At 75.5% G+C, this 23,713-nt stretch carries 20 protein-coding genes; 13 read left to right on the forward strand and 7 right to left on the reverse strand.

Annotation, left to right across the window (positions count from 1 at the left end):
* Window positions 1-351 precede the first annotated feature (351 nt).
* Complete coding sequence (locus ACFRAV_RS10850; RefSeq protein ID WP_382553677.1) at window positions 352-1,071, reverse strand: copper homeostasis protein CutC; 720 nt, start codon at window positions 1,069-1,071, stop codon at window positions 352-354.
* 63 nt (window positions 1,072-1,134) lie between these two features.
* Window positions 1,135-1,812, reverse strand: coding sequence for a maleylpyruvate isomerase family mycothiol-dependent enzyme (locus ACFRAV_RS10855; protein WP_382553679.1), 678 nt, complete (start codon window positions 1,810-1,812; stop codon window positions 1,135-1,137).
* 117 nt (window positions 1,813-1,929) lie between these two features.
* Here ACFRAV_RS10855 and ACFRAV_RS10860 point away from each other — a divergent pair, with 117 nt between their 5' ends.
* Window positions 1,930-2,418, forward strand: a complete 489-nt coding sequence (locus ACFRAV_RS10860) for a GNAT family N-acetyltransferase (RefSeq protein WP_382553681.1) — start codon at window positions 1,930-1,932, stop codon at window positions 2,416-2,418.
* A gap of 2 nt (window positions 2,419-2,420) precedes the next feature.
* The gene (locus ACFRAV_RS10865; RefSeq protein ID WP_382553682.1) at window positions 2,421-2,984 is read left to right on the forward strand and encodes a GNAT family N-acetyltransferase; all 564 of its coding nucleotides are present in this window, start codon (window positions 2,421-2,423) and stop codon (window positions 2,982-2,984) included.
* A gap of 9 nt (window positions 2,985-2,993) precedes the next feature.
* Here ACFRAV_RS10865 and murQ read toward each other — a convergent pair whose 3' ends face one another.
* On the reverse strand, window positions 2,994-3,917 hold the full coding sequence (gene murQ / locus ACFRAV_RS10870) for an N-acetylmuramic acid 6-phosphate etherase (RefSeq protein ID WP_382553864.1): 924 nt from the start codon (window positions 3,915-3,917) through the stop codon (window positions 2,994-2,996).
* A 234-nt stretch (window positions 3,918-4,151) separates the two neighbouring features.
* Window positions 4,152-5,117: a MurR/RpiR family transcriptional regulator gene (locus ACFRAV_RS10875; protein ID WP_382553685.1), complete on the reverse strand. Its 966-nt coding sequence runs from the start codon at window positions 5,115-5,117 to the stop codon at window positions 4,152-4,154.
* A gap of 68 nt (window positions 5,118-5,185) precedes the next feature.
* Here ACFRAV_RS10875 and ACFRAV_RS10880 point away from each other — a divergent pair, with 68 nt between their 5' ends.
* From ACFRAV_RS10880 to ACFRAV_RS10890, 3 genes are all read left to right on the forward strand, one after another.
* Window positions 5,186-5,563, forward strand: a complete 378-nt coding sequence (locus ACFRAV_RS10880) for a hypothetical protein (RefSeq protein WP_382553688.1) — start codon at window positions 5,186-5,188, stop codon at window positions 5,561-5,563.
* A gap of 4 nt (window positions 5,564-5,567) precedes the next feature.
* The gene (locus tag ACFRAV_RS10885) at window positions 5,568-5,849 is read left to right on the forward strand and encodes a DUF4031 domain-containing protein (protein WP_382553691.1); all 282 of its coding nucleotides are present in this window, start codon (window positions 5,568-5,570) and stop codon (window positions 5,847-5,849) included.
* A gap of 119 nt (window positions 5,850-5,968) precedes the next feature.
* Window positions 5,969-7,891: a DUF4328 domain-containing protein gene (locus ACFRAV_RS10890; protein WP_382553693.1), complete on the forward strand. Its 1,923-nt coding sequence runs from the start codon at window positions 5,969-5,971 to the stop codon at window positions 7,889-7,891.
* A 36-nt stretch (window positions 7,892-7,927) separates the two neighbouring features.
* Here the strand turns inward: ACFRAV_RS10890 and ACFRAV_RS10895 are convergent, their stop codons facing one another.
* On the reverse strand, window positions 7,928-9,031 hold the full coding sequence (locus ACFRAV_RS10895) for a GNAT family N-acetyltransferase (RefSeq protein ID WP_382553694.1): 1,104 nt from the start codon (window positions 9,029-9,031) through the stop codon (window positions 7,928-7,930).
* A 20-nt stretch (window positions 9,032-9,051) separates the two neighbouring features.
* The gene (locus ACFRAV_RS10900) at window positions 9,052-9,717 is read right to left on the reverse strand and encodes a hypothetical protein (protein WP_382553696.1); all 666 of its coding nucleotides are present in this window, start codon (window positions 9,715-9,717) and stop codon (window positions 9,052-9,054) included.
* A 215-nt stretch (window positions 9,718-9,932) separates the two neighbouring features.
* Here ACFRAV_RS10900 and ACFRAV_RS10905 point away from each other — a divergent pair, with 215 nt between their 5' ends.
* Complete coding sequence (locus ACFRAV_RS10905; RefSeq protein ID WP_382553697.1) at window positions 9,933-10,496, forward strand: hypothetical protein; 564 nt, start codon at window positions 9,933-9,935, stop codon at window positions 10,494-10,496.
* A 138-nt stretch (window positions 10,497-10,634) separates the two neighbouring features.
* Here ACFRAV_RS10905 and ACFRAV_RS10910 read toward each other — a convergent pair whose 3' ends face one another.
* Window positions 10,635-11,771 (reverse strand): NADH:flavin oxidoreductase, encoded by a 1,137-nt coding sequence (locus ACFRAV_RS10910; RefSeq protein ID WP_382553699.1) that lies wholly within the window; start codon window positions 11,769-11,771, stop codon window positions 10,635-10,637.
* A 389-nt stretch (window positions 11,772-12,160) separates the two neighbouring features.
* Between ACFRAV_RS10910 and ACFRAV_RS10915 the strand changes: the two genes are divergently transcribed.
* The 7 genes from ACFRAV_RS10915 to ACFRAV_RS10945 all read left to right on the forward strand — a co-directional run bounded on the left by ACFRAV_RS10915 (window position 12,161) and on the right by ACFRAV_RS10945 (window position 23,711).
* A complete protein-coding gene (locus ACFRAV_RS10915; protein ID WP_382553867.1) occupies window positions 12,161-13,744 on the forward strand; it encodes a hypothetical protein in 1,584 nt (527 codons plus the stop codon).
* Window positions 13,745-13,759: 15 nt separating this feature from the next.
* Complete coding sequence (locus ACFRAV_RS10920; protein ID WP_382553700.1) at window positions 13,760-14,860, forward strand: AAA family ATPase; 1,101 nt, start codon at window positions 13,760-13,762, stop codon at window positions 14,858-14,860.
* A 2-nt stretch (window positions 14,861-14,862) separates the two neighbouring features.
* Complete coding sequence (gene fxsT, locus ACFRAV_RS10925; RefSeq protein WP_382553702.1) at window positions 14,863-19,185, forward strand: FxSxx-COOH system tetratricopeptide repeat protein; 4,323 nt, start codon at window positions 14,863-14,865, stop codon at window positions 19,183-19,185.
* Between the two features lie 150 nt (window positions 19,186-19,335).
* A complete protein-coding gene (locus ACFRAV_RS10930) occupies window positions 19,336-20,511 on the forward strand; it encodes an alpha/beta fold hydrolase (protein ID WP_382553703.1) in 1,176 nt (391 codons plus the stop codon).
* Window positions 20,508-21,638: a caspase family protein gene (locus ACFRAV_RS10935; protein ID WP_382553705.1), complete on the forward strand. Its 1,131-nt coding sequence runs from the start codon at window positions 20,508-20,510 to the stop codon at window positions 21,636-21,638. The genes ACFRAV_RS10930 and ACFRAV_RS10935 overlap by 4 nt, the downstream gene beginning before the upstream one ends.
* Before the next feature lie 120 nt (window positions 21,639-21,758).
* Window positions 21,759-21,968 (forward strand): hypothetical protein, encoded by a 210-nt coding sequence (locus ACFRAV_RS10940; protein WP_382553708.1) that lies wholly within the window; start codon window positions 21,759-21,761, stop codon window positions 21,966-21,968.
* Window positions 21,969-23,711 carry an aKG-HExxH-type peptide beta-hydroxylase gene (locus ACFRAV_RS10945; protein ID WP_382553709.1) on the forward strand — a complete coding sequence of 581 codons (1,743 nt, stop codon included), beginning with the start codon at window positions 21,969-21,971 and terminating at the stop codon, window positions 23,709-23,711.
* Window positions 23,712-23,713 lie beyond the last annotated feature (2 nt).

The raw sequence follows: 23,713 nt of genomic DNA on the forward strand, positions 1-23,713 counted from the left end.
GGCGGCAGCCGAGCGGCCGACGGCCACCCAGCCCGGCTGCTGGGCGGCGCGGACGGTGGCTCGACGGCAGCCACCCGTCCCGGCAGCCACCGGGCTCGGCGGCCACGCGGCTGGGCGGCGGCCACGCGGCTGGGCGGCTCGGGCACCATGCGGCCCGGCAGCCCCGCGGGCTCGACCGCTCGACCGCCCGGCAGCCCCGCGGGCTCGACGGCTCGACGGCTCGACGGCCAGGCGGCCGTCGGCACGGCCACGCGGCCGGGCTGGTCGGCCACCGGCAGCCACGAGGCTGCGCTGCCCGCCCGACGGCGCGGCTGGACTGCTCGACCACCGGGCGGCCACGCGGCGCGACGGTCACGCGGCGGGTACGAGGTCCACCGCGGTGCGCCAGGCGCGCACCGCGGCCGGGGACACCCTGCCCGCCCAGCCGCCCTCGTCGCGGACCGCGCCGCCGACGTGGAAGGCCTGGACGCCGCCCGCCCGCAGCGGCGGCACGTGGTCCAGCCGCAGGCCGCCGCCGACCATCAGCCCGGGGTCGCCGGGGGTCGCGGCCGCGGCCTCGGCCAGCAGCACGGGCAGGCCGGTCCCCACCCCGCCGGCCGCACCGGCGGTCAGGCACAGGTCGAGCCCCGGCAGCCCCGCCAGGGCCTTGCGGACCGAGGCCCGGTCCGCCGCGTGGTCCAGCGCCCGGTGGAACGTCCACGCGCAGCCGTCCAGCGCCGCCACCACCCGTTCCGTCGCCGCGAGGTCGAGCAGCCCGAACCCGTCCAGGAAGCCGAGCACGAACTCCGTCGCGCCCGCCTCCCGCAGCTCGCCCGCCCGGCGGACCAGTTCGCCCACCCCCGCGTCGCCCCCGGCGGAGAACCCGTCGGACAGGCGCAGCATCACGCGCACCGGCAGGTCCACCGCCGCCCGCACCGCCGCGAAGACGGCGGCCGACGGGGACAGCCCGTCGGCCGCCATGTCGGTCACCAGCTCCAGGCGGTCCGCCCCGCCCTCCCGCGCCGCGACCGCGTCCTCGGCGTCGAGCGCGATCACCTCCAGCACCGGACGCTCCGCACTCACGAGACTCACGGGCCACCACCACATAGGTCTAGTCCAATTGGACCCCCAGGGTACGCGCCCCGCACCGCCGGGTCAGCCGAAGATGTTCAGCTCGGCCTCGCTCACCCCGGCCAGCTCGTAGGACGCTCCCGCCGTCGACCGCCCCGTGCACAGCCGGACCAGCGTCGCCGCGTCGCCGATGTACCGCGCCGGGGTCCGCGCGGGGTCGCCCAGCCGCAGAGGCTCGTCGTAGCCGTCCAGGTCGGCGTGGACGGTGGCCAGGCCGTAGTGCGCGGTCACCCAGGCCAGCAGCCGCAGCGCGTCCGCCTGCCCGGGTCCCGCGTAGGCCCCGGGCAGGCCCCACGCCTCGCGCACGTCCCCGGCGTGCACCCACTCGCCGAACGCCACCCCGTCCCGCGACCCGCGCTCGTTCCGGGCGATCGCGGCGCCGGCCTCGGCCATCCCCCGGTCCAGTTCGTCCACGATCCGCGCCACCGGCCAGCCGGCCCGCTCCGCGATGTCCCGGGCGTTGGCCTCGGGGCCGCCGGTCCCCCGCTCCCACCGGTCCTCCACCAGACGGGTGAGCACCGCCCCGCAGTGGGACAGCGCGTCCCGCACGCTCCAGCCGGGACAGGCGGGCACCGGCAGGTCGAAGTCGGCGTCGGGCCGGGACCGCAGCAGCGGGACCAGCGCGTCGCGTTCGGCGGTGAGCAGCCGCCCGGGCAGCTCGGGGTCACGGTCAACTCGTCGTACGTCCGCGGGAGTAGTCATGCCGTCACGCTAACGCGGTCCCCGCCCGCGCACAGCGGACGGCGGCCGGACGCGGCAGGCGTCGTGATCTTCCGGAAGGGCGGGGCGCGTCGGCGCCACCGCGCGTACCCTCGCGCCATGCCCACCCTCGAACGCCTGCGCGCCTGCCACGCGGAGGCCCTGCTGGCCTTCGAGCAGGAGAACCGCGCCTGGTTCGCCCGCACCGTCGCGGACCGGGGCGACGCGTACTTCGCCCACTTCGCGGACCGTCTTGGCGCCCTGCTGGCCGAACAGGAGGCGGGCGTCTGCCACTTCCACGTGGTGCGCGGCGACGGCGGGGAGATCGCGGCCCGCGTCAATCTGGTCGACGTGACCGACGGCTCCGCCGAGCTGGGCTACCGGGTCGCCGAGCGGTACGCGGGCCGGGGCCTGGCCACCGCCTCCGTGCGGGAGCTGTGCCGGACCGCCGCCGAGCTGTACGGCCTGCGCGCGCTCACCGCGACGGCCGACGAGGACAACCTGGCCTCCCGCCGCGTCCTGGAACGCTGCGGCTTCACCGTGACCGGCCACTTCCTCCTCGACGGCCGCCCGGTGGTCGGCCATCACCGCGCGCTGGAAGGGAACTGACCATGCAGCCGCCCGTCACCCGCCTCGTCACACTCGACGACGCCGAGGAGCTCGCCGCCTGCCTCCGCCGCAACCGGGAGTTCCTGGACCCCTGGGAACCCGCGCGCCCGGACTCCTGGTTCACCGCCTCCGGGCAGCGCGCGGTGCTCGCCGAATGCCTCGAACTGCACTCCCGCGGCGTGATGGTCCCGCTGGCGGTCCTGGACGAGGACGGTCGCCTGGCCGGCCGGCTGAGCGTGAACAACGTCGTCCGCGGCGCGTTCCTGTCCGCGTCGCTGGGCTACTGGGTGGCGCGGGAGGCCGGCGGCCGGGGCCTGGCCACCGCCGCGGTCGCCGACGCGGTGCGCCTGGCCTTCGGCGAGCTGGGGCTGCACCGCCTGGAGGCGTGCACGCTGTTCCACAACGCCGCCTCGCAGCGCGTCCTGCGCCGCAACGGCTTCACCCCGTTCGGCGTCGCCCCGCGGTACCTGCGCATAGCGGGGCGGTGGCAGGACCACTTGCTGTTCCACCTGCTGAACGAGGGGAACGAGGGGAACGAGGCGCCGCCGGACGCCGCCGGCACCTGAGGTCCCGCGTCAGTCCGCCGCCCCGCCGAGCGCGGCCCTGAGGTGACCTCCGGACTTCTCCAGCAGCCGCGCCGCCGTCTGCGCGTCCACCCCGGCGGCCACCACCAGCACCGCGGGCTTGACCTCGCCGCCGGTGGCCCGCAGCGCCGCGGCCACCTCCTCGTCCGGCGCGCCCGTGGCCAGGGCGACGATCCGGTGGGCGCGCGCCCGCAGCTTCTCGTTGGTGGCCCGGACGTCGACCATCAGGTTCCCGTAGGTCTTGCCGAGGCGGACCATGGTGATGGTCGAGAGCATGTTGAGGACGAGTTTCTGCGCCGTGCCGGCCTTCAGCCGCGTGGAGCCCGCGACGATCTCGGGACCGGGCACGACCTCGACGGGGTGTTCCGCCGCCGCGGCCAGCGGGCTGCCCGGATTGCACGCCACCCCCACGGTGAGGGCCCCGGCGGCGCGGGCGTGCCGCACCGCGGCCACGGCGTACGGCGTCCGCCCCGAGGCGGAGACTCCGACCACGCAGTCGCCGGAGGTCAGGCCGAGCGCGTCGAGGTCGGCCCGCGCGGCGTCCGCGTCGTCCTCGGCGCCCTCGATCGACGTCACCAGCGCCTCGGGGCCGCCCGCGATCAGGCCGGTGACCTGCCCGGGGGCGGTGCCGAAGGTGGGCGGGCACTCGGAGGCGTCCAGCACGCCCAGCCGGCCCGCCGTCCCTGCGCCCGCGTAGATCAGGCGGCCGCCGCGCGCCATCCGCGCGGCGATCGCGTCCACGGCGGCGGCGATCCGCGGCACCTGTCCGCGGACCGCGGCGGGCACGGCGGCGTCCCCCTCGTTCATCAGCTCCGCGATCCGCTCGGTGGGCAGCCGGTCGAGCTCGGCGAGGTCGGGGCGGGCTGCCTCGGTGGCGAGGCTTTCGAGCTGGACTCTCAGTTCGGCACCGGACATGGCGGCGGGCACTCCCGGGATCGTGGGGCGGGATCGGCGGACGAAGTCGGTGATGAGGACGGCGGCACCGGCGGGCGAAGCCGAGACGGCTGGCGGGCGCGGCCGGTCGTGACGACGGCGGGATGGGCGGGCGGAGTCGGGGCGGCGGGCGGGCGAGCCGGTCGGGACGACGGCGGGATCGGGGAACGGAATCGGGACGGCCGACGGGTGGGCGCGGCGGGAGGTGCGGTCGGGTCAGCGTCGGTGGCGGTGCGCGAGCGCCTCGTAGGAGGCGGACAGGGCGGGCGCGGCGCGGTCGTAGGTGCGCTGGGCGACGCCCACGAACAGGCAGTCGACGACCAGCAGCTGACCGGTGCGCGAGGACATCGCGGCCGGCCGCAGCTCGCTCTCGCGGGCCGTCGAGGTGGTCAGCACGTGGTCCGCGTACTGGGTGACCGGTGATCCGGGGCGGCCGGTTATGGCCACCGTCGTCGCGCCGTGCTCGAAGGCCACCCGCAGCGGCTCGATCACGTCCCCGGTGGAGCCGGAGTGGGTGATCGCCACCGCCACGTCCCCGCCGCGCAGCTGCACGGCGTTGGTGACGGCCAGGTGCGGGTCGCTGTGCGCGTGCGCGACCATCCCGATCCGCAGCAGCTTCTGCGCCAGGTCCTGGGCGACCAGGCCGGAGGCCGCCACCCCGTACACGTCGATCCGCCGCCCGGCCGCCATCGCCGCGACGGCCGCGCCGAGCTGCGCGGTGTCCAGGGAGGCGGCCGTGTCGGCCAGGGTCTGCCGCTCGTCGTGGGCCAGCTTGGCGACGACCTCGGCGATCGGGTCGTCCACGGATATGTCGGCGGTCACCGAGGGCCCGCGGCCCGACTCCTGCTGCGCGGCGAGACCGGCCAGCGCGAGCCGCAGGTCCCGGTAGCCGGGGTAGCCCAGCAGCCGCGCCGTGCGCACCACGGTGGCCTCGCTGGTGCCGGTGAGCTGCGCCAGCCCGGTGACGGTGAGCGCCGCGCAGCCCGCCGGATCACCGGCGACGGCCTCGGCGACCCGCTGCATGGACCGCGTCATCGACGGGGCCAGCGTCCGCACCTTCGCCGCCAGGGCGGCCGGAGCGGGCGGGGCGGGCGCGGGCGCCACGGCCCGGCCCGGGGAGCGGGTCGCGGCCCTGCGGGCGGCGGACGGCTGGCTCGCTGCGCTCACGAAAATTTCCTTCATCTCACGAGGGGTACCTGAAAGATATTTTCATCGCCTGGCCGCGGTCAAGGGCGCGTGACAATGGGGGCATGAGCGCCATCAGCCCCCTCGAACAGGCCGTGCACGCGGCACGCGCCCTGGTCCTCGCCGACCTGGTAGCTGGAGACGTCGCCCAGGCCGACGTGGTTTCACTGGTCGAGGACTCGGTGGTGCAGCGGCGCTGGTGGGTGGAACAGTGGCCGGAGGGCGCGGGCTTCCTGCCCGGCCTGGTCGCGCAGGACGTCCAGGACGCGCTGCTCGACAGGTACGGGCGGTGGCCGCTGTGCCCGGTCTGCGCGCACGGCGAGCCGCACGCGCTGGAGGTCGAGCCGGAGCTGGGGCCGGATCCGCACTGGGTGTGCCACCAGGCGGGCGTACGGGTGGCGGCGGTCGGCGGGCTCGCCTCCGCCCTGCCGGGGGCCTCCTGATCCGGTGGCCGCCTACATCGACCCGCCCGACTGGCCCGGACACGGCCGGCTGTGGTCCCACCTGATCAGCGACGTCTCCTTCGACGAGCTGCACGCCTTCGCGGCGCTGCTGGGCGCGCCCCGGCGCGCCTTCGACGGCGACCACTACGACATCCCCGCCGACCGTTACGCCGACGCGGTGGCGGCCGGCGCGCTCCCGGTCCGCAGCCGCGAGATCGTCCGCCTCCTGCACGCCGCCGGCCTGCGCCGCCGCAAGCGCGGGGGCGGGCCCGGAGCCGCAGCCTAGGGCGAGGAACGAGGAACCCGTGCGTACTCGGTGAAACCACCCGGCGGGGCGCCTCCCTCCACTACGCTCCTGCGGTGTTCGCGCGCCGTCGGCGCCCGTGGTGAAGGAGGCTCCGCGCTGTGCTGGCCCTGCGTGAGGACGATCCCGTACGTGTGGCGGACTACCGGCTGCTGGGCCGTCTGGGCGAGGGCGGGATGGGAGTGGTGTACCTCGCCCGCTCCCCCCGCGGCCGCATGGTGGCGGTGAAGTCCATCCGCTCCGAGCTGGCCGCCCTTCCCGACTTCCGCCTCCGCTTCGCCGAGGAGGTCTCCATCGCCCAGCGGGTCGGCGGGGACTGGACGGCGGAGGTCCTGGACGCCGACCCGCGGGCCGACCGGCCCTGGGTCGCCACCGCCTACGTCCCCGGTCCGACCCTGGGCGAGGTGGTGACCCGTCACGGTCCGCTGCCCGAGCGCTCGGTGCGCGGCCTGGCGTCCGGCCTGTGCGACGCGCTGGCCGACATCCACAGCGCGGGGCTCGTCCACCGTGACCTGAAGCCCTCCAACATCATGATCACCATCAATGGTCCCAAGGTGATCGACTTCGGCATCGTCCGGGCGCTGGACGGCCCGACCCACGGGGGCCTGACCTCCACCGGGGTGATCGTCGGCTCCCCGGGCTTCATGGCCCCCGAACAGGTGCGCGGCGAGCGCCTCACCGCCGCCTGCGATGTCTTCTCGCTGGGCTCGGTCCTCGCCTTCGCCGCCTGCGGACGCCTGCCCTTCGACGTGTCGGAGGGCGGCCCGCACGCGCTCATGTACCGGGTGGTGCACGAGGAGGCGGACCTCACCGGCGTCCCGGAGTCCCTGCTGCCGCTGGTGCGGGACTGTCTCGCCAAGGACCCGGCCGCGCGGCCCTCGCTGGCCGCCCTCAGGGGGCGGGACGAGACCCAGTTCCGCCACCTCGGCCCGTGGCTGCCCGCCCCGGTGCTGGCCCGGCTCGGGCAGGACGCGGCACAGCTCCTGGAACACGAGGACCCCCGCACTGGCCTGGCCGCCGCATCCGCCCCGACCGTTCCGCCTGTCCTGCCCGTCCCGCCGCAGGCCTCACCGCCGCGCGCCGGGACACCGCCTCCCGCCCCGGCCGCCGCACCCGCCGCCCCGGCGACCGCACCCCTCACCGTCCCCGACGCCCCGCCGTCGTGGCCTGTGGACGCGGCGCCACCCAGCGTGCCGCCGGGAAGCACGCCGCCTCCGGACGCACCCGCGCCCGGCACCGCACCCGCAGGCGCGACGCCGGGGAGCGCGACACCCCCCGGCGGAACCCCTGCGGCCCCGGCCCCCCGGGGCGGGACCTCCTCGCCGCTCCGCACCCTGGCCGAGGAACGCCACGGGCACGACGGCGCCCATCCGTCCACGGTCGCGGTCCACATCACGCTGACGCTGCACGCGCTGGTGGCGGTGGGGGCGACCATCACCCAGCTGAACCTGGACGGCACCTCGGTCGAGTACTCCTCCGAGATCACCGACGACATCGCCTACGTCTGGGGCGGCATCCAGACCGGCACCGCCGTCGCCCTGATCGTGGCGTGGCTGTTCTGGTGCGCCCGGGTGCGCGCCGTCGCCGAGGACTTCGCCCCCGGTCGGCTGCGGTACGGCAGGGCGACGGCCCTGTGGTCCTGGTTCGTCCCGTTCGGCAATCTCTTCCTGCCCAAGCAGATCGCCGACGACGTCTGGCACGCCTCCAGCCCCCCCGGCGGCGCCATGGCCCCCGCGGCCCGGCTGCACGTCTGGTGGGGCTTCTGGGTGGTCGGCGCCCTGACCGCCCCGGCCTTCTGGTACTGGGGCGCCTACGAGTGGGCCGACTCGGGCACCCTCGACTACCACTCCGTCGGCGAGTGCTGCTCCGACCCGGACTACGACAGCTGGTACACCTACAGCCTGGAAGGCCCAGCCCTGCTCGGGCTGGTCCTGCGCCTCCTGATCGTGCCCACCGCCGTGGCGACCGCCCTCTACGTCGCCCGGCTGAACGCCCTGCAGAGGGCGCGGCTCGCCGCCGGCTGACCGGCGGCGGGCCCCGGCCTCAGCGACCGGGCGCGGTCAGTCCCCCCGCCGCTCGAAGACCAGTACCCCGCCCGCCCCGTCCACGTGGCCGGCCTGCCGGAAGCCGCCCCGCTCCAGCACGTGCCGCGAGGCCGCGTTGGCGGGGTCCACCCTGGCGGTCACCACGCTCACCCCGTCCCGTGCGAGGGCCCACCCGGCGAGCGCGCGCAGGGCCTCCGTGGCGTAGCCCTTGCCGCGGGCCGCGACCGCGAGGTCGTAGCCGATCTCCACCCGGCCCTCCTCGTCCGGCGGGCCGTGGAAGCCCATCGAGCCGACCGCGCGGTCGTCCTCACGGCGCACCAGGACGTAGGAACCCCACTCGGGCCGGAACGCGCCCTTCTCGTAGGCCGCGGTGATGAGGGAGGCGCCCTCCCGGGTGCCTTCGAACGGCCCGCCGGAGACCCAGTCGAAGCCGCCGTCGCCGCCGAGCGCGAGGTCCGCCGCGGCCGGCACGGTCAGCGCCTCCAGCGTCAGCCGCTCCGCCTCGACGAGCGGGTTGTTGTACCAGCGCCACCCGTCCACCGGCTCCTCGCCGGGCAGCTCCCCGCGCCCGGTGGCCCACAGCAGCGTCCGCCACGGGTCGTCGCCCTGGCGCACGTGGGGGAAGAGCCGCGCGAGCACGTAGCCGCACAGCTCGGCGGACGGCCGGAATGCGACGTCCAGACCCTGCGCCATGTCGTGGGTGTGGAGCAGGACCTCCGCCATGCCCATCGCGGCGAAGCCCTCCCGGCCCGCGCTGCGGAAGGGGTACGGGTGGAAGCCGCGGGCCGCGCGGGGCGCCGTGCGGCAGGCCAGGGCGAGCATCACGCCGCCCGCCTCGATCGCTTCCAGGGCCCCCTCGGCACCGGTGCCCGGCGGGTCCAGGGTGTACTCGACCGGCCGGTAGGCGGCCGGCGCGCGCGTCGCCAGCTGCGTGGCGTACGCGAAGAGGTCGCTGACCATGTGCTCGGCGGTGTGCAGGCAGTCCCACTCGACCTGGCCCGCCCGGACGCCGGACCAGTCGCGTCCCGCGGCCGGCCGCAGCGCCGCCACCGCCTCCGCCACCGTGTCCGTCACCGCTCGCGCCGCCGCGTCGCCCCCGAGGGCCCCCAGAATTGTCATGTACGGAGCCTAGGCGGCGATCAGCCGGTGAGCAGGTCCATTTCGGCCCGCAGGTTGTAGCGGGCGGTCGCCTCCCAGCGCTCCGCGCCGTGGGGGGTGCGGTACAGCCGGGGCAGTTCCAGGAGCTGGCGCAGCACCGCGGCCCGGCCCTCGCGGAACAGCTCGGGCGGGACGAAGTGGTACTCCTGGCGGACCGCCGCCGTGTACGCGGCGTACGCCTCGGGCGGCGAGGCGAGGACCGCCAGGTCGGCGTCGCACAGCACCTGGCCGTCACGGTCGTCCTCGGCCGGGTCGTGGGTGACGGTGAGCCGGACCAGGCGCGCGACCTCGGTCGTCCTCGCCGCGTCGACGCCCGCCTCGGGGAGCGCGGTCTCGGCGATGCGGGCGGACCGCTCCTCGTTCTCGGAACGGTCCGGCCGGTACACGGCGTCGTGGAACCAGGCCGCCAGGCGCACCACGTCCGCGTCGGCCGCGTGCCGCTCCAGCTCGTCCACCCGGTCCAGCACCGCGGTCAGGTGGGTGAGCGTGTGGTAGTGCCGCTGCGGCTCCGCCCAGCGGGCCAGCAGGTTCTCCGCGTACGGCGCCGGATCCGGCTCCGCGGCCCCGCCGCGGGCGGCGGTCAGGGTCCGCGCCCAGCGGGCGCGCAGCGCGTCGAGGTCGGCGGGGTCGGCGTGGGATGCGGTCATGCCCGCATTGTGCGCCGCCGCGCCCGCCGCGCGCGCTCGGGGGGCCGGCCCGGCGTGTGCGACGCTGGAAGCCGCACTCCGACGCACTCCGACGCACGTCGACCCGCCGCGGCCCGCCGCGACGTCACCGCGAGGCGCCCGGCTCCGGCTTCCGCCGGTCCCGCTCCCGCACCGTCGCGCCGGTCTCGTCACCTCCCGGAAAGGACCGCACCGCCGTGAACCACGCACAGCTCAACGCCCTGGGCCGCGCCCTGCGCGTGCTCGGCGAGCACGGGGAGGCCCTGGGCGCCGACACCCCCGACTCGCGGCTGCACGAGCTGAAGGGCGACCTGCGGCGCGCGATGGAGCTGCTGGAGGACACCGTCACCACGGCCGCCCCGGCCACCCGCTGCCCGGAACACCCGGGCGGGCCCGTGGACGCGAGCGCGCCGGACCTGTGCCTGCTCTGCGAGACCCGCCGCCGCTCGGCCCGCCGGGCCCGGCTCAGCGGCGGGCCGGTCCCGGACCGTCCGGTGGACCCGGTGCCGTCGCGGTACGGGATGCACGGCGACCGTCCGCAGCCGCAGCAGCGCTGGCTGCCGGAGGCGTGGAACGGCCGCGCCTGGGAGCTGTGCGGCACGCCGCGCCGGGACCGCCGGGAGGCCGAGCTGTTCCTGGCCGCCGAGCGCCGCTCCCCGCGCCCCGCCATGGCGTACCGGCTGGTGCACGAGTTCACCGACTACGAGGTGCTGCGCGTCTGGGGCGAGCCCCGGGTCGTGCCCGTCGAACCGATGGGCTGACCGGGACGCGCGGCGGCCCCGCCGGACGGCGACGGCGACGGCAGGAGCCCGCGGCGACGGCGACGGGAAGGGCCCGGGGCGCGGAGGCGGTCCGCGCCCCGGGCCCGTTCGCGTCCCGGCGGTGGTGTGGGCCGGGGATCAGTGCAGGTTCATCAGCGAGGCGGCGTCGTAAGGCGTCAGCTCGTCCGTGCGCCCGCCGAGCAGCTTGGCGCCCCACTCGGGGTCCTGGAGCAGCGCGCGGCCCACCGCCACCAGGTCGACCTCCTCGCGCTCCACGCTGTCCAGCAGGTCGTCGACGGCGCGCACCGGGGCGCCCTTGCCGGCGAAGGCGTCGGTGAAGTTGCCGTCCAGGCCCACCGAGCCGACGGTGATCACCGGCTTGCCGAGCAGCTTCTTCGTCCAGGCGGCCAGGTTGAGGTCGGAGCCCTCGAACTCGGGCAGCCAGTAGCGGCGGGTGGAGGCGTGGAAGGCGTCGACGCCGGCCTCGGAGATCGGCCGCAGCACCGCCTCCAGCTCCTCCGGGGTGGTCGCCAGCTTGGCGTCGTAGGCGTCGGACTTCCACTGGGAGAAGCGGAAGATGACCGGGAAGTCGGGCGAGACCGCGGCGCGGACCGCCTTGACGATCTCCACCGCGAAGCGGGTGCGGGCCACCGCGTCGCCGCCGTACCCGTCGGTGCGGCGGTTGGTGCGCTCCCACAGGAACTGGTCGATGAGGTAACCGTGGGCGCCGTGCAGCTCGACGCCGTCGAAGCCGACGCGCTCGGCGTCGGCGGCGGCCCGGGCGAAGGCGGCGACGGTGGCGTCGATGTCCTCCTGGGTCATCGCGCGGCCGTTCGGGGCCGCCTCACCGTTCAGCAGCAGGCCCGACGGGCCCTCGGACGGGGCGTCCGGGGACGGGCCGCGGCCCTCCGGGCGGGTCATGCCGACGTGCCACAGCTGCGGGACGATCTTCCCGCCCTCGGCGTGCACCGCCTCGACGACCTCGCGCCAGCCGGCCAGCGCGTCCTCGCCGTGGAAGCGCGGCACCCGGCGGCTGTCACCGGCGGCCGGACGGTCGACGTACGTGCCCTCGGTCACGATCAGCCCGACCTCGGCCGCGGCGCGCCGCCGGTAGTAGGCGACGACGTCCTCGCCCGGCACTCCGCCCGGGGAGAACTTGCGGGTCATGGGCGGCATCACCAGACGGTTGCGCAGCGTCATGCCGTTGATGGTGAGCGGGCGGGCCAGGACCTGGGAGGCGCGGTCGGCGATCTCGGCACCGGTGGCGACGGTCACGTGGGGCTCCTAAGGGAGGGACAGTCAGCGGGCAGTCTTCGGTCACACTGCGCGGGCGCGGGCGCCGTTCGACGACGCGCGCGTCCGCGTACTTGTGCGAACCAGTCGGTATGCCGGGGCATTCCCCGCCGCCGGTGACGATCGGCACACCAGGGCCGCACAGCGCCTCGTCCGGGACACGGCCGTTCCGCGTGCGCGCCGCGGCCGGGCCGCGGAACTCCCCCCGGCCCCAGCCGGCCCCGTCCGGCCCCACCCGGTGCGGACGGTCCGGGACCCTCGTGATCCCCGTGTACAGCGGCGTCCGGTGTGTCTGGCGAGCCCGGAAAGGGCATGGTAATTTCCCGGGCCGGGGAATCGCCCCGCCGACTCATGGGGGATGGTCGGTGCAGATGGACAATCGGTGGCCATCGACGCCGCTGGAGCGACTGCGGCTGGCGTTCGTCGACGAGTTGTGCAAGTTCGAGGAGCTGCGCAACGACCGGATCCGGGCCCCCTTCGTCGACATGGCGGCCCGCCTGGCGCGGGTCGAACCCCCCGGCGTCACCCGTTCCCCCCGCGCGGACCTCGTGTTCCTCACCGACGCCCTCCTCCCCGACGACGACCCCGCCCTGGTGGAGCGCGGACGCGTCGCCCTGATCCGCACGGTGCGCGTCTACATCGGCGACGACGACGCCCAGCTGCTGGACCAGCGCATCGAGGCGGCCTTCACCGCGCCCACCGACGCCCCCGCGCCGCCCACTCCGGTGATCGACGGCATCGCCCGCGAGCACCGCGACGCGGCGCTGCTGCTGTTACAGGACCTGGGACCGCGCGCCCACCCCCACCTGCGGGACCAGCTCCTGCGGGAGCTCAACCTGGACCTGCCGCGCATCCCCCCGGACGAGCTGTTCCTCTACCTGCTGGAGTTCAACGCGCAGCCCGACGGCCTGCCGCCCGCGGTGGTCCTGATGGAGTTCCTCGCCGCCACCGTCGCCTCCCCCAACGCCGGCTCCCGGCTGAGGGACTGGAGCACCCGCTGGGCCAGGGGCCACGACCCCGCTCTGCTCGACGCCCTCGAGATCCGGCGGCGGGCCATCACGGAACGCCGCCCGTCCAAGGCGGACACGCCGCGCTGCCTCACCGTCATGGTCGATCCGGCCGACGACGGTTCCGACGAGGTCTTCGTGCGCCACTGGGTCAACCCGGTGAGCGGCTACTGGGACCCGCGGCCCGGCCAGCCGGAGCGGACCACCGAGCGGGAGCTGAGCTCGGCCGTCCACCGCGCCCTGGGCCGGGCGGGCGACCTGTGGATGGACGCCGACCCGGACGCCGAGGACACCGGCGCGGTGCACGTGGAGTTCGTCGTGCCGCACCGGCTCTGGGGCCACGACTTCGCGGGCATCCGCACCTCGGTGGGCGGCAACCCCGGCAAGCCGATCAGCATGCGCTACTTCGTGCACCTGCGTTCCCTGGAGCGCATGCGGCTGCGCGACAGCGAGCAGTGGCGGCTGTGGCGCCGCCGCTGGCAGGCCCACCGCAGCAGCCCCGCGGTGCGCAGCCACAACTGGCGCTGCGACAAGGAGCCCTGCACGGTCGACGAGTGGCACACCCGGCTCGCCGCCGACGACCGGATCTGCGCCGTCGCCGTGAACGGTCCCGCGCTTCCGGGGCACGGCCTGGAGCCGCTGAAGCTCGCCGTCGGCCAGGGCGTCGCCGTGGCCCTGTGGCACAGCGACCCCGATCCGCCCGAGCACGTCGCCAGCCAGCTCCTGATGACCATCGGCCGCCCCGCCTCCCAGCTGCCCGCCGCCGTGAAGGCGCTGCGCGTGGCGGCGGCGACCGCCGGTGGCTCGGCGGGCCGTGGCGCGGCGGGCGGCGGCGCGACCGGCGGTGACGCGACGGGCGGTGACGCGGAGGCACGGCGGGCAGCCGCGGGCGTCACCGGCATTGGCCTGATGTTCGACGACCCCTTCCGACTGGTCGACTGCGAATGAGGATGAGGTGCCCAGGTGTCCGACCGCCCGCACGACGACGTGATCGAGGACGACGGCGACGGCTCCACGGGAGGCTGGTGGTTCTTCCGCGCGACGGGCGTGCCCCCCGAGGGCTCCGGCCCCGACGCCCCGCCCGCGATACCGCCCGCCCCGTACTGGCGGCAGTTCTCCGGCGCCCCGGTGCAGGACCCGCCGCCGGAGCCGAGCAGTCCCGACACCCGCCGGCTCGGGCTGGCCGACTCCCGCGTCCACCTGCGGGACGAGGAGATCGAGGTCGTCAACGCGGCGCTGCTGCTGCGCCGCCCCCTTCTGGTGACAGGACCGCCCGGGGTCGGGAAGAGCACGCTCGCCTACCTGATCGCCCGTGAGCTGCGGCTGGGCCGGGTGCTGTCCTGGAACATCGTCAGCAGGACCACACTGCGCGACGGCCTGTACGAGTACGACGCGATCGGGCGCGCGCAGGCCATCGCCGCCTGGCGCGCGGGCGCCGACCCGGTGGACCCGGGCGCCGCCCAGCAGGGTGACGAGCGCCCCGAACGCCCCCCGTATCTGGGGGACTTCATCACGCTGGGGCCTCTCGGCACGGCCCTGCTGGCCTACAATCGGCCGCGTGTCCTGCTCATCGACGAGCTCGACAAGAGCGACATCGACCTGCCCAACGACCTGCTGCACGTCATGGAGGACGGGAGCTATCCCATTCCCGAACTCGTCCGCACCAAGCAGCCGTCCGTCGAGGTCCTCACCGACGATCCGGGAGGTCAGGCGGTCGTCCACGGCGGCCGTGTGGAGTGCCGGGAGTTCCCCGTGGTGATCATCACCAGCAACGGTGAACGGGAGTTCCCCGCCGCGTTCCGCCGGCGCTGTCTGCCCCTCGACCTCCAGGCGCCCACCCGTGAGCAGTTGATGTCCATCGTGGCCAGCCACCTGCGGCACCGCCCGGAGGGGCTGGACACCCTGCTGGACGACTTCGTGACCCGGCTCCAGGGCGGAGGCACGCATTCGGTCGACCAACTGCTGAACGCGGCGTATCTGACCAGCACGGGCGTTTTCCAGGCCCAGGACGGCGGGCATAGGCTCCTGGAGATGCTGCTGCGCGACCTGGCGAAGGGCCGCTAGAGGTGAACGGCATTCCGCGCAAACGCGCGCCCGACGACGCGGGCGCCGACAGGGAGCCCGGCGCCACCGCGCACTGGACGGAGATCGCCGACGCCGTGTACCTGGCGGCCGCGCGCGCCCGCGCGTCGGTCCCGCCCGCCCCCGCGGCGCCGCCCGCCCCACCGGGCGCCGGCGAGGACGCCGGGGACGGGGAACCGGAGGAGGCGAGGTCCGGCGCCGGCCCGTCCGAGGACGACGAGCGCCGCCAGCCGGTCCCGGAGTACCGCGACCTGCCCGCGGGTGACCCCGGCCTGCTCCTGCTCGCCGAGGCGCCCGGCCGGGCGGACGGGCCCGGCTCCACGGCGGCCGTCCCCGGTACGCCCGCCGGCGACCGCGGCCGCGGCGAGGGCGCCACGGCCCGGCAGTCCGCCACCCGCTTACAGCTGGCCCGGGCCCTGCACCTGCTCAGCCGCAGGGTGCCGACGCGCAACCGGGCCGTGCTCGACGAGGACCTCACGGCGGAACACGGGCTGGCGGACAACCTGTGGATCCCCCACCTGCGGCCCGCCCAGGAGAAGGCGCTCGACATCGCGCTGCTCGTCGACGCCTCCCCCAGCATGCGTCTGTGGAAGGACCACGCCGCCGCCGTGGCGGTGGAGGCCGCCCGCAGCGGCGCCTTCCGCGACGTGCGCGTGGTGGGCCTGGAACTGACCCCGAAGGACGGACTGAGCCTGCGCTGGCCGGGCGGCCGCAGGGGCGCCCCCGGCGAACTGCTCGACGGGCGCGGCACCCGCGTCCACCTCCTCGTCACCGACGGCCTCTCGCACGGCTGGACCACCCCCGACGCCGACCGCCTCCTCGACCGGCTGGCGCGCAGCGGCCCCACCGCCGTGGCCCACCTGCTGCCCACCTACCTCTGGCACCGCACCTCGGTGCACCCCTGGCGCGGCGACCTCGGCTCCGGAGGCTTCGCCGTCCCCAACGACCACCTGGTGCGCCCGCCCGCCTCCGGCGTCGCCGGGGCGACCGAACTGGAACCCGCCCCGCAGGGCGTCCCGGTCCCGGTGCTGAGCCTGAAGGCCGAGTCGTTCACCACCTGGGCCGAGGTGGTCAGCGGGGAGCCGGGGCTGGAGCGGCGGCTGCCGTTCGTCGTCGCGGGCTCCCTCGCCGCCGGGAAGCCCACCCGCGGGCTGCACCCGCCCCGGCGGGAGGGCGGCGCCGCCGAGGCGGCGGTGCGCCGCTTCCTCTCGCTCGCCTCGCCCCTGGCCCGCCGCCTGGCCCAGCACGCGGCCGCCCTGCCCCTCGACTTCGACCTGATCGACGAGGTCCGCCACCGGGTGCCGGAGTTGCACCAGGCCGGGCCCGAGCACATGGCCGAGGTCCTGATGGGCGGGCTGGTCGACTGGGACGGACCCGACGGCAGCGGCACCCCCGACTTCGCCGAGGGCGTCCGTGAGGCGCTCCTGGCCACCGGCACCCGCAGCCAGGTGGCCCGCATGATCAACCTGTACGCCTCGCTGCCGGGTTCCGGGGCGCACGGCGAGGCCCTGCGGGAGGCGCTGAGGGACCCGGCCGGAGCCGCCTTCCGCTCCGCGGACCCCTCCTTCGTGCGGCTCGAGGTCGCGCTCCTCAAGGCGCTCTCGGGGCCCTACGCCCGCCGGGCGGTACGCGTCCTGGCCGGTGTCACGGCGCGGCACGGGGACACGGATGACCCCGCCCACGAAAATCATGAGAGTTCTGACACACCCACGCCCAGAGGCGGAGCGTTCGTGACCACCGACACCACCCAACCCCCTGCGACCGAGTCCCAGAAGGTACCGCCCATGGAAACCAGAGTCGCCCCGCCTCCGTACAGCCGTTCCTCGCAGCCGAAGGTGCTCGGCAACGTCCCGCCGAAGAACCCCAACTTCATCGGCCGGGAAGCCCTGCTGGCCGCGGTGGAGGCGCAACTGCGCGACGAGGAGACCACGGCCGTGCTGCCGCACACGCTGCACGGCATGGGCGGTGTCGGCAAGTCGCAGCTCGCTGTCGAGTACGTCTACCGGCACAGCCACGAGTACAACGTGGTCTGGTGGATCCCCTCGGAGCGCGAGAGCCTCGTCCTGGGGGCCCTGGTGGACCTGGCCGTGGCGCTGAAGCTGGACGTCCCGCGCCAGGCGAACGTGGCGGTCCCCGCCGTCCGCGAGGCGCTGCGCACGGGCGAGCCGTACGGCAACTGGCTGCTGGTCTTCGACAACGCCGAGGACATCGAGGCGGTCCGGTCCTACTTCCCCGTCGGCGGACCGGGGAAGATCATCGTCACCTCGCGGAACCGTGAATGGGAACGGGTCGCCCACCCGCTGACCGTGGACGTCTTCGAGCGCGAGGAGAGCATCGCGCTGCTTCAGCGGCGCGCACGCGGTCTGAGCACCGAGGACGCGGGCCGACTGGCGGAGGCCCTCGGCGACCTGCCGCTCGCCGTCGAGCAGGCCGGAGCCTGGCACGCGGCCACCGGGATGCCCGTCTCGGAGTACCTGACGCTGCTGGTGGAGCGCACCCCGGGGATCCTGGACCTCGCGCCCACCGCGGACTATCCCGTCTCCGTCGCCGCCGCCTGGAACATCTCCCTGGACCGCCTCTCCCAGGACCACCCCGCCGCCCGGCAACTCCTGGAGATCTGCGCCTGCATGGCGCCGGAGCCCATCTCCATCTCGATGCTCCGCACCTCGCGCAACATCGAGATCACCCCCGAACTCGACCCCGTCCTGCGCGACCCGGTGCTGCTCGCCCGCGCCACCCGGGAACTCAGCAAGCTGTCCCTGGTCAAGATCGACCACAAGAGCGGCACCCTGCAGATGCACCGCCTGATGCAGACGGTGGTCGGCGGCAACCTGGACGACGAGACGCGCACCCTGCTGCGCAACGCCGCGCACGTCCTGCTGGCCAACGCCAAACCGGGCTCGCCGAGCAGCTCCGACCAGTGGCCCGCCTACCAGCAGCTCCTGCCGCACATCCTCGCCAGCGGAGCGGTCCACAGCCCCGACCGCTGGGTGCGCGAACTCGTCAACGAGACCGTGCTCTACCTCTACTACTGGGGGGCGCACGACACCGGCGCGACCATGGCGGGCGATGCCTATACCGCCTGGACGGCACAGTCCGGCGAGGACGATCCGCAGGTGCTGAGGGCGGGCAAACTCCTGGCCTTCATGCTGCGCCAGGTGGGCCGGCACCCGGAGGCGCACGAGATCAACCAGTCCATCCTCGACCTGTCCCGCCGGGCGGCCGTCTCCGAGGAGGACCTCATCGACTCGATGACCCAGATGGCCGGCTCCCTGCGCTACATGGGCGACTTCCGCGCCGCGCTCGCCCTCGACGAGGAGGCGGACAACCGGGCCCGTGACCTCTTCGGCCCCGAGGAGCCGGCCACCCTGGAGGCCGCCCACTCCCTGGGCGTCTCCCTGCGCAGCTGTGGGGAGTTCGTCCGCGCCAGGGACCTGGACACCGAGACGGCGCGGCTGTGGGACAGCGTCTACGGGCCCACCAACAGCCTCACCCTGAACACGCTCAACGGCCTGGCCATCGACATCCGTGAGGCCGGCGACTACCCGGCGGCCCGGGTCATGCAGGAGGAGACCTACCGCCTCCTCAGCTCGGTCTTCGGCCAGGACAACGCGGCGACCATCCGGGCCGCCCGGAACCTCGCCGTGTGCCTGCGCAAGGACGGCTCGTTGCAGGAGGCCGCCCAGCTCTCCGAGGACACCCTGGAGCGCTTCACCCTCCGCTACGGCCCCGACCTGCCGGACACCCTGGCCGCCGCCGCCAACGCCGCGGTGGACCGCCGCCTGCTGGGCGACTTCGGCGCCTCCCGGGAGCTGGGCGAGCAGACCCTGGCCCGCTTCCGCAGCACCCTGGGCCCGCTGCACGCCTACACCCTCGTCACCATGACCAACCACGCGGCGACCCAGCGCGCGCTGGGTGACCTGGAGGCCGCCGAGATCCTCGACAGCGAGGCGGCCAAGGGCTTCACCGAGACCCTGGGCGGCAGTCACCTCTTCACCCTCACCGCGTGCATGGGCCTGGCGAACAGCCACTACGCCCAGCTGGACTTCCGCAAGGCGCGGGAGATCGACGCCCGCACCCTCGACCTGCTCGTCGAGGCGTCGGGCCCTCAGCACCCCGTGACGCTGTCCTGCCGCGCCAACCTCGCCCTGGACCTGCGCGGTCTCGGCGAGGTGCGGGAGGCGGACCGGCTGAACGCCGAGGCGGTGGAAGGGTTGATGCAGGTGGTCGGCGCGGACCACCCGTGGCTCACCCAGGCCCGGCTCCACCAGCGCATCGAGTGCGACCTCGCCCCCACTCCCCTGTAACCGCCGCCCGCCGCGAGCCGTTCCGCAGGCAACTCGGCACGGCTCGCGGCAAGTTGGGCGCTCCCTGCATCTTTCGACGCGTCCCCGCCCGGGAAGAACCACGGCGAGCGTGCGCGGGCGCACGCGATCCGACGTCTGCAGGGGGCGCGCGTGACCGAGGTGCTGTTCGTCCACGGCACGGGAGTGCGGGAGCCGCGTTTCACGGAGCTCTTCACCCGCTTCACGGACACCCTCCGCGACCACGCCCCCTCGGTGCGGACCACCCCGTACCACTGGGGCGCCGAGCTCGGCTCCCGGCTGGCCGCGGGCGGCCTCTCCCTCCCGCCGGACGGCGGGGACAGCCGCGGAGGGACCGTGTCCGCGGCGGACGACGACGGGACCGCGGACTGGTCCCTGCTCTACGCCGACCCCCACGCCGAACTCGCGCTCGCCGCCGCGGGCGGCGGCGGGGGCGAACTCCCACCCGGCGCCCCGCTCCCCTCCGAGCGGCCGCGGCGGCTGCTGGCCGGCCTGCCGGCCCGCCTGGACGCCGTCGCCCGGGACCTCGGCGTCCCGGTCGGCCCCCTGCGGGACGCCCTCGACGAACTCACCCGCGGACGCCTGCCCGCGCGGGCCGCCGCGGCCGCCCCCGACGACGCGGAGCTCGCCCTGCTGCTCGCCCGCTGCCTGGTGGCCTCCGCCGTGGCCGCCGCGCTCGCCGAGGACAGCCCCGTCCTGCCCGACGGCGCCGCCCGGGACACGGCCGTCGCCGCCCTGGTCACCGCCATGGCCGCGAAGCCGCCCGGCTCCGACCGCGGCCCCCTCGCCCGCCTCGCCGCCCGGCCCGTCGTGCGGCTCGCCTCCTGGCAGGCCGTGCGCCGCCGCCGCGCGCTCACCGGGGCCGCCCACCCGGCCGCCGCCGACGTCATGCTCTTCCTGGCCCGCGGCGAGCCGCTGCGGCGGCGACTGCGGGAGCTGGTGGCGGGTCTGGAACCGCCGGTGGTCGTCGTCGGCCACAGCCTCGGCGGCATCATCGCCCTCGACACCCTGATACGCACCCCGCTCCCGCAGGTGGAACTGCTGGTCACGGTGGGGTCGCAGGGCCCCTTCCTCTACGAGAGCGGCGCCCTGCCCGCCCTGGCGCACCCCGACCCGCTGCCCGCGCACATGCCCAGGTGGCTCAACGTGTACGACCGCCGGGACCTGTTGTCCTACCTCGCCGCCCCGCTGTTCCCCGGCCGCGCCACCGACGTCGAGGTCGACAACCGGCAGCCGTTCCCCGCCTCGCACAGCGCCTACTGGAGCAACCCCGCCGTCTACCGGGCCCTGGCCGAGAGGCTGCCGTGAACGGGCCCGACGTTGCGCCCGAGCGGATCCACGCCCTGGTCGTCGGCGTCGAGCGGTACCGGGCGGGCCACCTCTGGGACCTCCCCGGCCCCGCCCAGGACGCCCTGCGCTTCCGCGACTGGCTGCTGGCCCGGGGCGTCCCCGAGGACAACGTCCTGCTCTGCCTCGGCGCCCTCCCCGGTCCCAGCGCCGCCGTGCCCCACCTGCCCGCCGACTACGCCACCGTGCGCGACCTCGCCGTCCAGCGGCTGTCGGCCGTCGACGGCGACCTGCTCTGGGTCTGGTGGGGCGGACACGGCGTCCTCGACAAGGACGAGTCCCTGCGGCTGCTCACCGCGGACGCCGGCACCGACGACAAACGCAACCTGCACCTGCCCTCGCTGCTGCGCCGGCTGGCCGGCGACGCACTGCCGGGCTTCTCCCGGCAGATCATGGTCGTCGACGCCTGCCAGATCTTCGAGGAGGAGTACGACTTCCACGACACCCTGCCCACCGACCTGCTGCCCGCCGGGCAGCGGAACCAGGTCCACGACCAGGCGGTGCTGCTCTCCGCGAGCCGGGGACAACGCGCGGGGAACGACCCGGTGCGCGGGACGGGCCTCTTCTCGGACTGTGTGCTGCGCGTCCTGGAGACCTTCCCGGACGCGGCGCCCGACGCCGACCCCGTCTTCGACAGCGCGCTGCGCCGCTTCACCGAGGTGACCGGGAAGACCGGCCAGCACCCCTACGTCCTGCGCGAGCGGACCGGCCGGGGACGCGAGACGCTGCGGCCGCCCGCGCCCCGGCGTGCCTCCCCCGCACCGGCCGTCGTCCCCCCGGTCTCTGCGCGGCAGAGGCTGATCAACGTGCTCCTCGGCTACTCCGTCCTGCTCGGACGCGAGGCGCGCCAGACCCTGGTGTCCCTGCTGGAGACCCGGCGGGTGGAGCGGATGCCGCGCGGCGACAACCCGCGCGGCGACCTCAGCAACATCGTGCTGACCCTCGCCGAGCCCCCGAGCGAGCTGTGGCTGCTGCACGAGGCGGTGATCACCCTGGACCCCGACGAGACGCGCGCGGCCGAACTGGCCGCCGCCATCGACGCCTTCGCCCGACCGCGTTCCCCGGACAGCCACGGCCCGACTGGCTAGATCACGCGGCTGTTCCAGGTGACAGCCGCTCGCCATGATGGAAGAACACCACCGACACCACCCACCGAGCCGCAACCGGCCGGGCGGACACGAGTGAGCACATGAAATGGGGGAAGTGCCGTGCACGAGCCGAACGGCCTCGGCCATCCGGGCTCGCCCGGACCACCGGACGTCCTCGAGTCGGATCTCGCCGACCTGTCCGGGACAGGACTGGAATCGGTCCTCGAACTGCCCCGCGACCTGCGCAACCAGCGGCTGATCGACCGGGCTTCCCGGCCACGCGGCAACGCGATGATCGGCGGGGGCAACCCACCCGGCGTGGCCGAGTAGATGACCTCCCGGACACCCGGCCGGCGCTTCCGTCTGCCCCGCGAGCTGTTCGACGAACTGGCCTCCGGCGGCGGGTCCCCCGAGGCCGTCGCCTTCCTCGACCGGGCGGAACGCAGCCGGCGTCTGCTGCTGCTGCGGGAGACCCTGGACCTGCTGGAGCAGCGGCCGGAGGTCCGGGAGCGTCGGGCGGCCTTCGACCACGCCTGGCACCTGCTCACCGAGGTGTCCCGCGGACACCCCGACGTCGCCGAGGACCTGCTGATGAGCCCGCAGCTGGGCAGCTGGCTCTCCCACCTGCTGCGCCGCCTCCAGGGCACCGCGGGAGGGCCGCCCCTGGGGACCGACGTCGCCCACCTCTTCTGCCTGTGTCTGACCGCCATGGTGCGGGCCGGCCTCGACGGGCGGCTCGAGGTCCCGGTCCGCGACGGCGGCGTGGTGCTGCCCGGTCTCGGCCTGGTGCGCCTGGACGCCCCGCCGGAGGTGACCGTCGCCACCGCCACGCTCACCGGGCCGCGGCTGACCCTCGACTGGGCCGGAGGCTCGGTGACGGTGCGGCCGGACCGGGCCGGACGCACCGGGCACTGGCTGCCGCTGCGCACCCTCCACGGCGCGTCCGTGCCGCTGGACGACGTGGACCCCTACCGCGACCTCAGCGAGCCGATACCGCCCGAGCCGCTGGACGAGGAGACGGCGGCCCGCTGGCAGAAGGTGTTCGCCGAGGCCGCCGCCGTCCTGGAGCCGCCGACCTCCCGCCCCGGCGGGCTGCGGGTCGCCGACGTCCGGCGGGTCGTCCCGCAGACGGGGCCGGCCCTCCCGCGGACCGCACGGAGCGGACCGGTCTTCAGCGCGACCACCAGCGACGCCTTCGCCTCGATGATCGTCGGGCTCCCGGACGACGGCCTCACCCTGGCCGAGGCGATGGTCCACGAGTTCCAGCACAGCAAACTCGGCGCCCTGCTCCACCTGTTCCACCTGCTCGACGACGACCGGGGCGAGGCCTGGTACGCCCCCTGGCGGCCCGACCCCCGCCACCTCACCGGCCTCCTGCACGGCGTCTACGCCTTCACCGGCGTGGCGGGCTTCTGGCGGGAGCGGCTCCACGACGGCGGGGCGGACCCCGCGCTCGCCGCGTTCACCTTCGCCCTGCTGCGGCTGCAGTGCCGGCTGGCGCTGCGGACGCTGCGCACCGAGGCGCGGCTCACCGACGTCGGACGGCTGCTGACGCACGGGCTGGCCGGCACGCTGGACGGCTGGCTGCGCGAGCCCGTCGCCCCCGACGCCGCCCGCCGCGCCGGGGCCGCGGCGCGGGCCAACCTGGTCGAGTGGCGGCTGCGCAACCTGCGGTGCGGGGACGAGGAACGGTCGCTGCTGCGATGTGAGCGGCGGGCCGGCCGCCCGGCACCGTCACCGGGCCCTTGGCGGGCGCACCTCGCCCCGGGGCCGTTCTGGACCGACGCCCTGCTCCCGCTGTACCGCACGCCGCCCGCGGAGCCCGCCGAGGACCCCGACACCCACCTGGTCCTCGGCGCCCACGGAACGGCGCGCGCCCGCTACGAGGACGTGCTGCGAGGCGATCCGCGGGACCCGCACGCGCTGACCGGCTGGCTGCTCGCCTCCGCGGCCGGCGACCCGGCGTACCGGCGCCTGCTGCGCCGCCCGGAGCGGCTGCACGCCCTGGAGCCCCAAGACCCGGCGGAGCTCGCGGCGGCGGCCACCTGGCTCTCCTCGGGCCCGGGCGGCTGAGC

Origin of the sequence: Streptomyces sp. NPDC056600 (assembly GCF_042792855.1) — a bacterium.
Taxonomy (GTDB): domain Bacteria; phylum Actinomycetota; class Actinomycetes; order Streptomycetales; family Streptomycetaceae; genus Streptomyces.

Bases quoted from the DNA above. Each gene is read 5' to 3' on its own strand.
- ACFRAV_RS10855 (WP_382553679.1), bottom strand. From the start codon at position 1,812: ATGACTACTCCCGCGGACGTACGACGAGTTGACCGTGACCCCGAGCTG.
- ACFRAV_RS10860 (WP_382553681.1), top strand. From the start codon at position 1,930: ATGCCCACCCTCGAACGCCTGCGCGCCTGCCACGCGGAGGCCCTGCTG.
- ACFRAV_RS10865 (WP_382553682.1), top strand. From the start codon at position 2,421: ATGCAGCCGCCCGTCACCCGCCTCGTCACACTCGACGACGCCGAGGAG.
- murQ (WP_382553864.1), bottom strand. From the start codon at position 3,917: ATGTCCGGTGCCGAACTGAGAGTCCAGCTCGAAAGCCTCGCCACCGAG.
- ACFRAV_RS10875 (WP_382553685.1), bottom strand. From the start codon at position 5,117: ATGAAGGAAATTTTCGTGAGCGCAGCGAGCCAGCCGTCCGCCGCCCGC.
- ACFRAV_RS10880 (WP_382553688.1), top strand. From the start codon at position 5,186: ATGAGCGCCATCAGCCCCCTCGAACAGGCCGTGCACGCGGCACGCGCC.
- ACFRAV_RS10895 (WP_382553694.1), bottom strand. From the start codon at position 9,031: ATGACAATTCTGGGGGCCCTCGGGGGCGACGCGGCGGCGCGAGCGGTG.
- ACFRAV_RS10900 (WP_382553696.1), bottom strand. From the start codon at position 9,717: ATGACCGCATCCCACGCCGACCCCGCCGACCTCGACGCGCTGCGCGCC.
- ACFRAV_RS10915 (WP_382553867.1), top strand. From the start codon at position 12,161: ATGGACAATCGGTGGCCATCGACGCCGCTGGAGCGACTGCGGCTGGCG.
- ACFRAV_RS10945 (WP_382553709.1), top strand. From the start codon at position 21,969: ATGACCTCCCGGACACCCGGCCGGCGCTTCCGTCTGCCCCGCGAGCTG.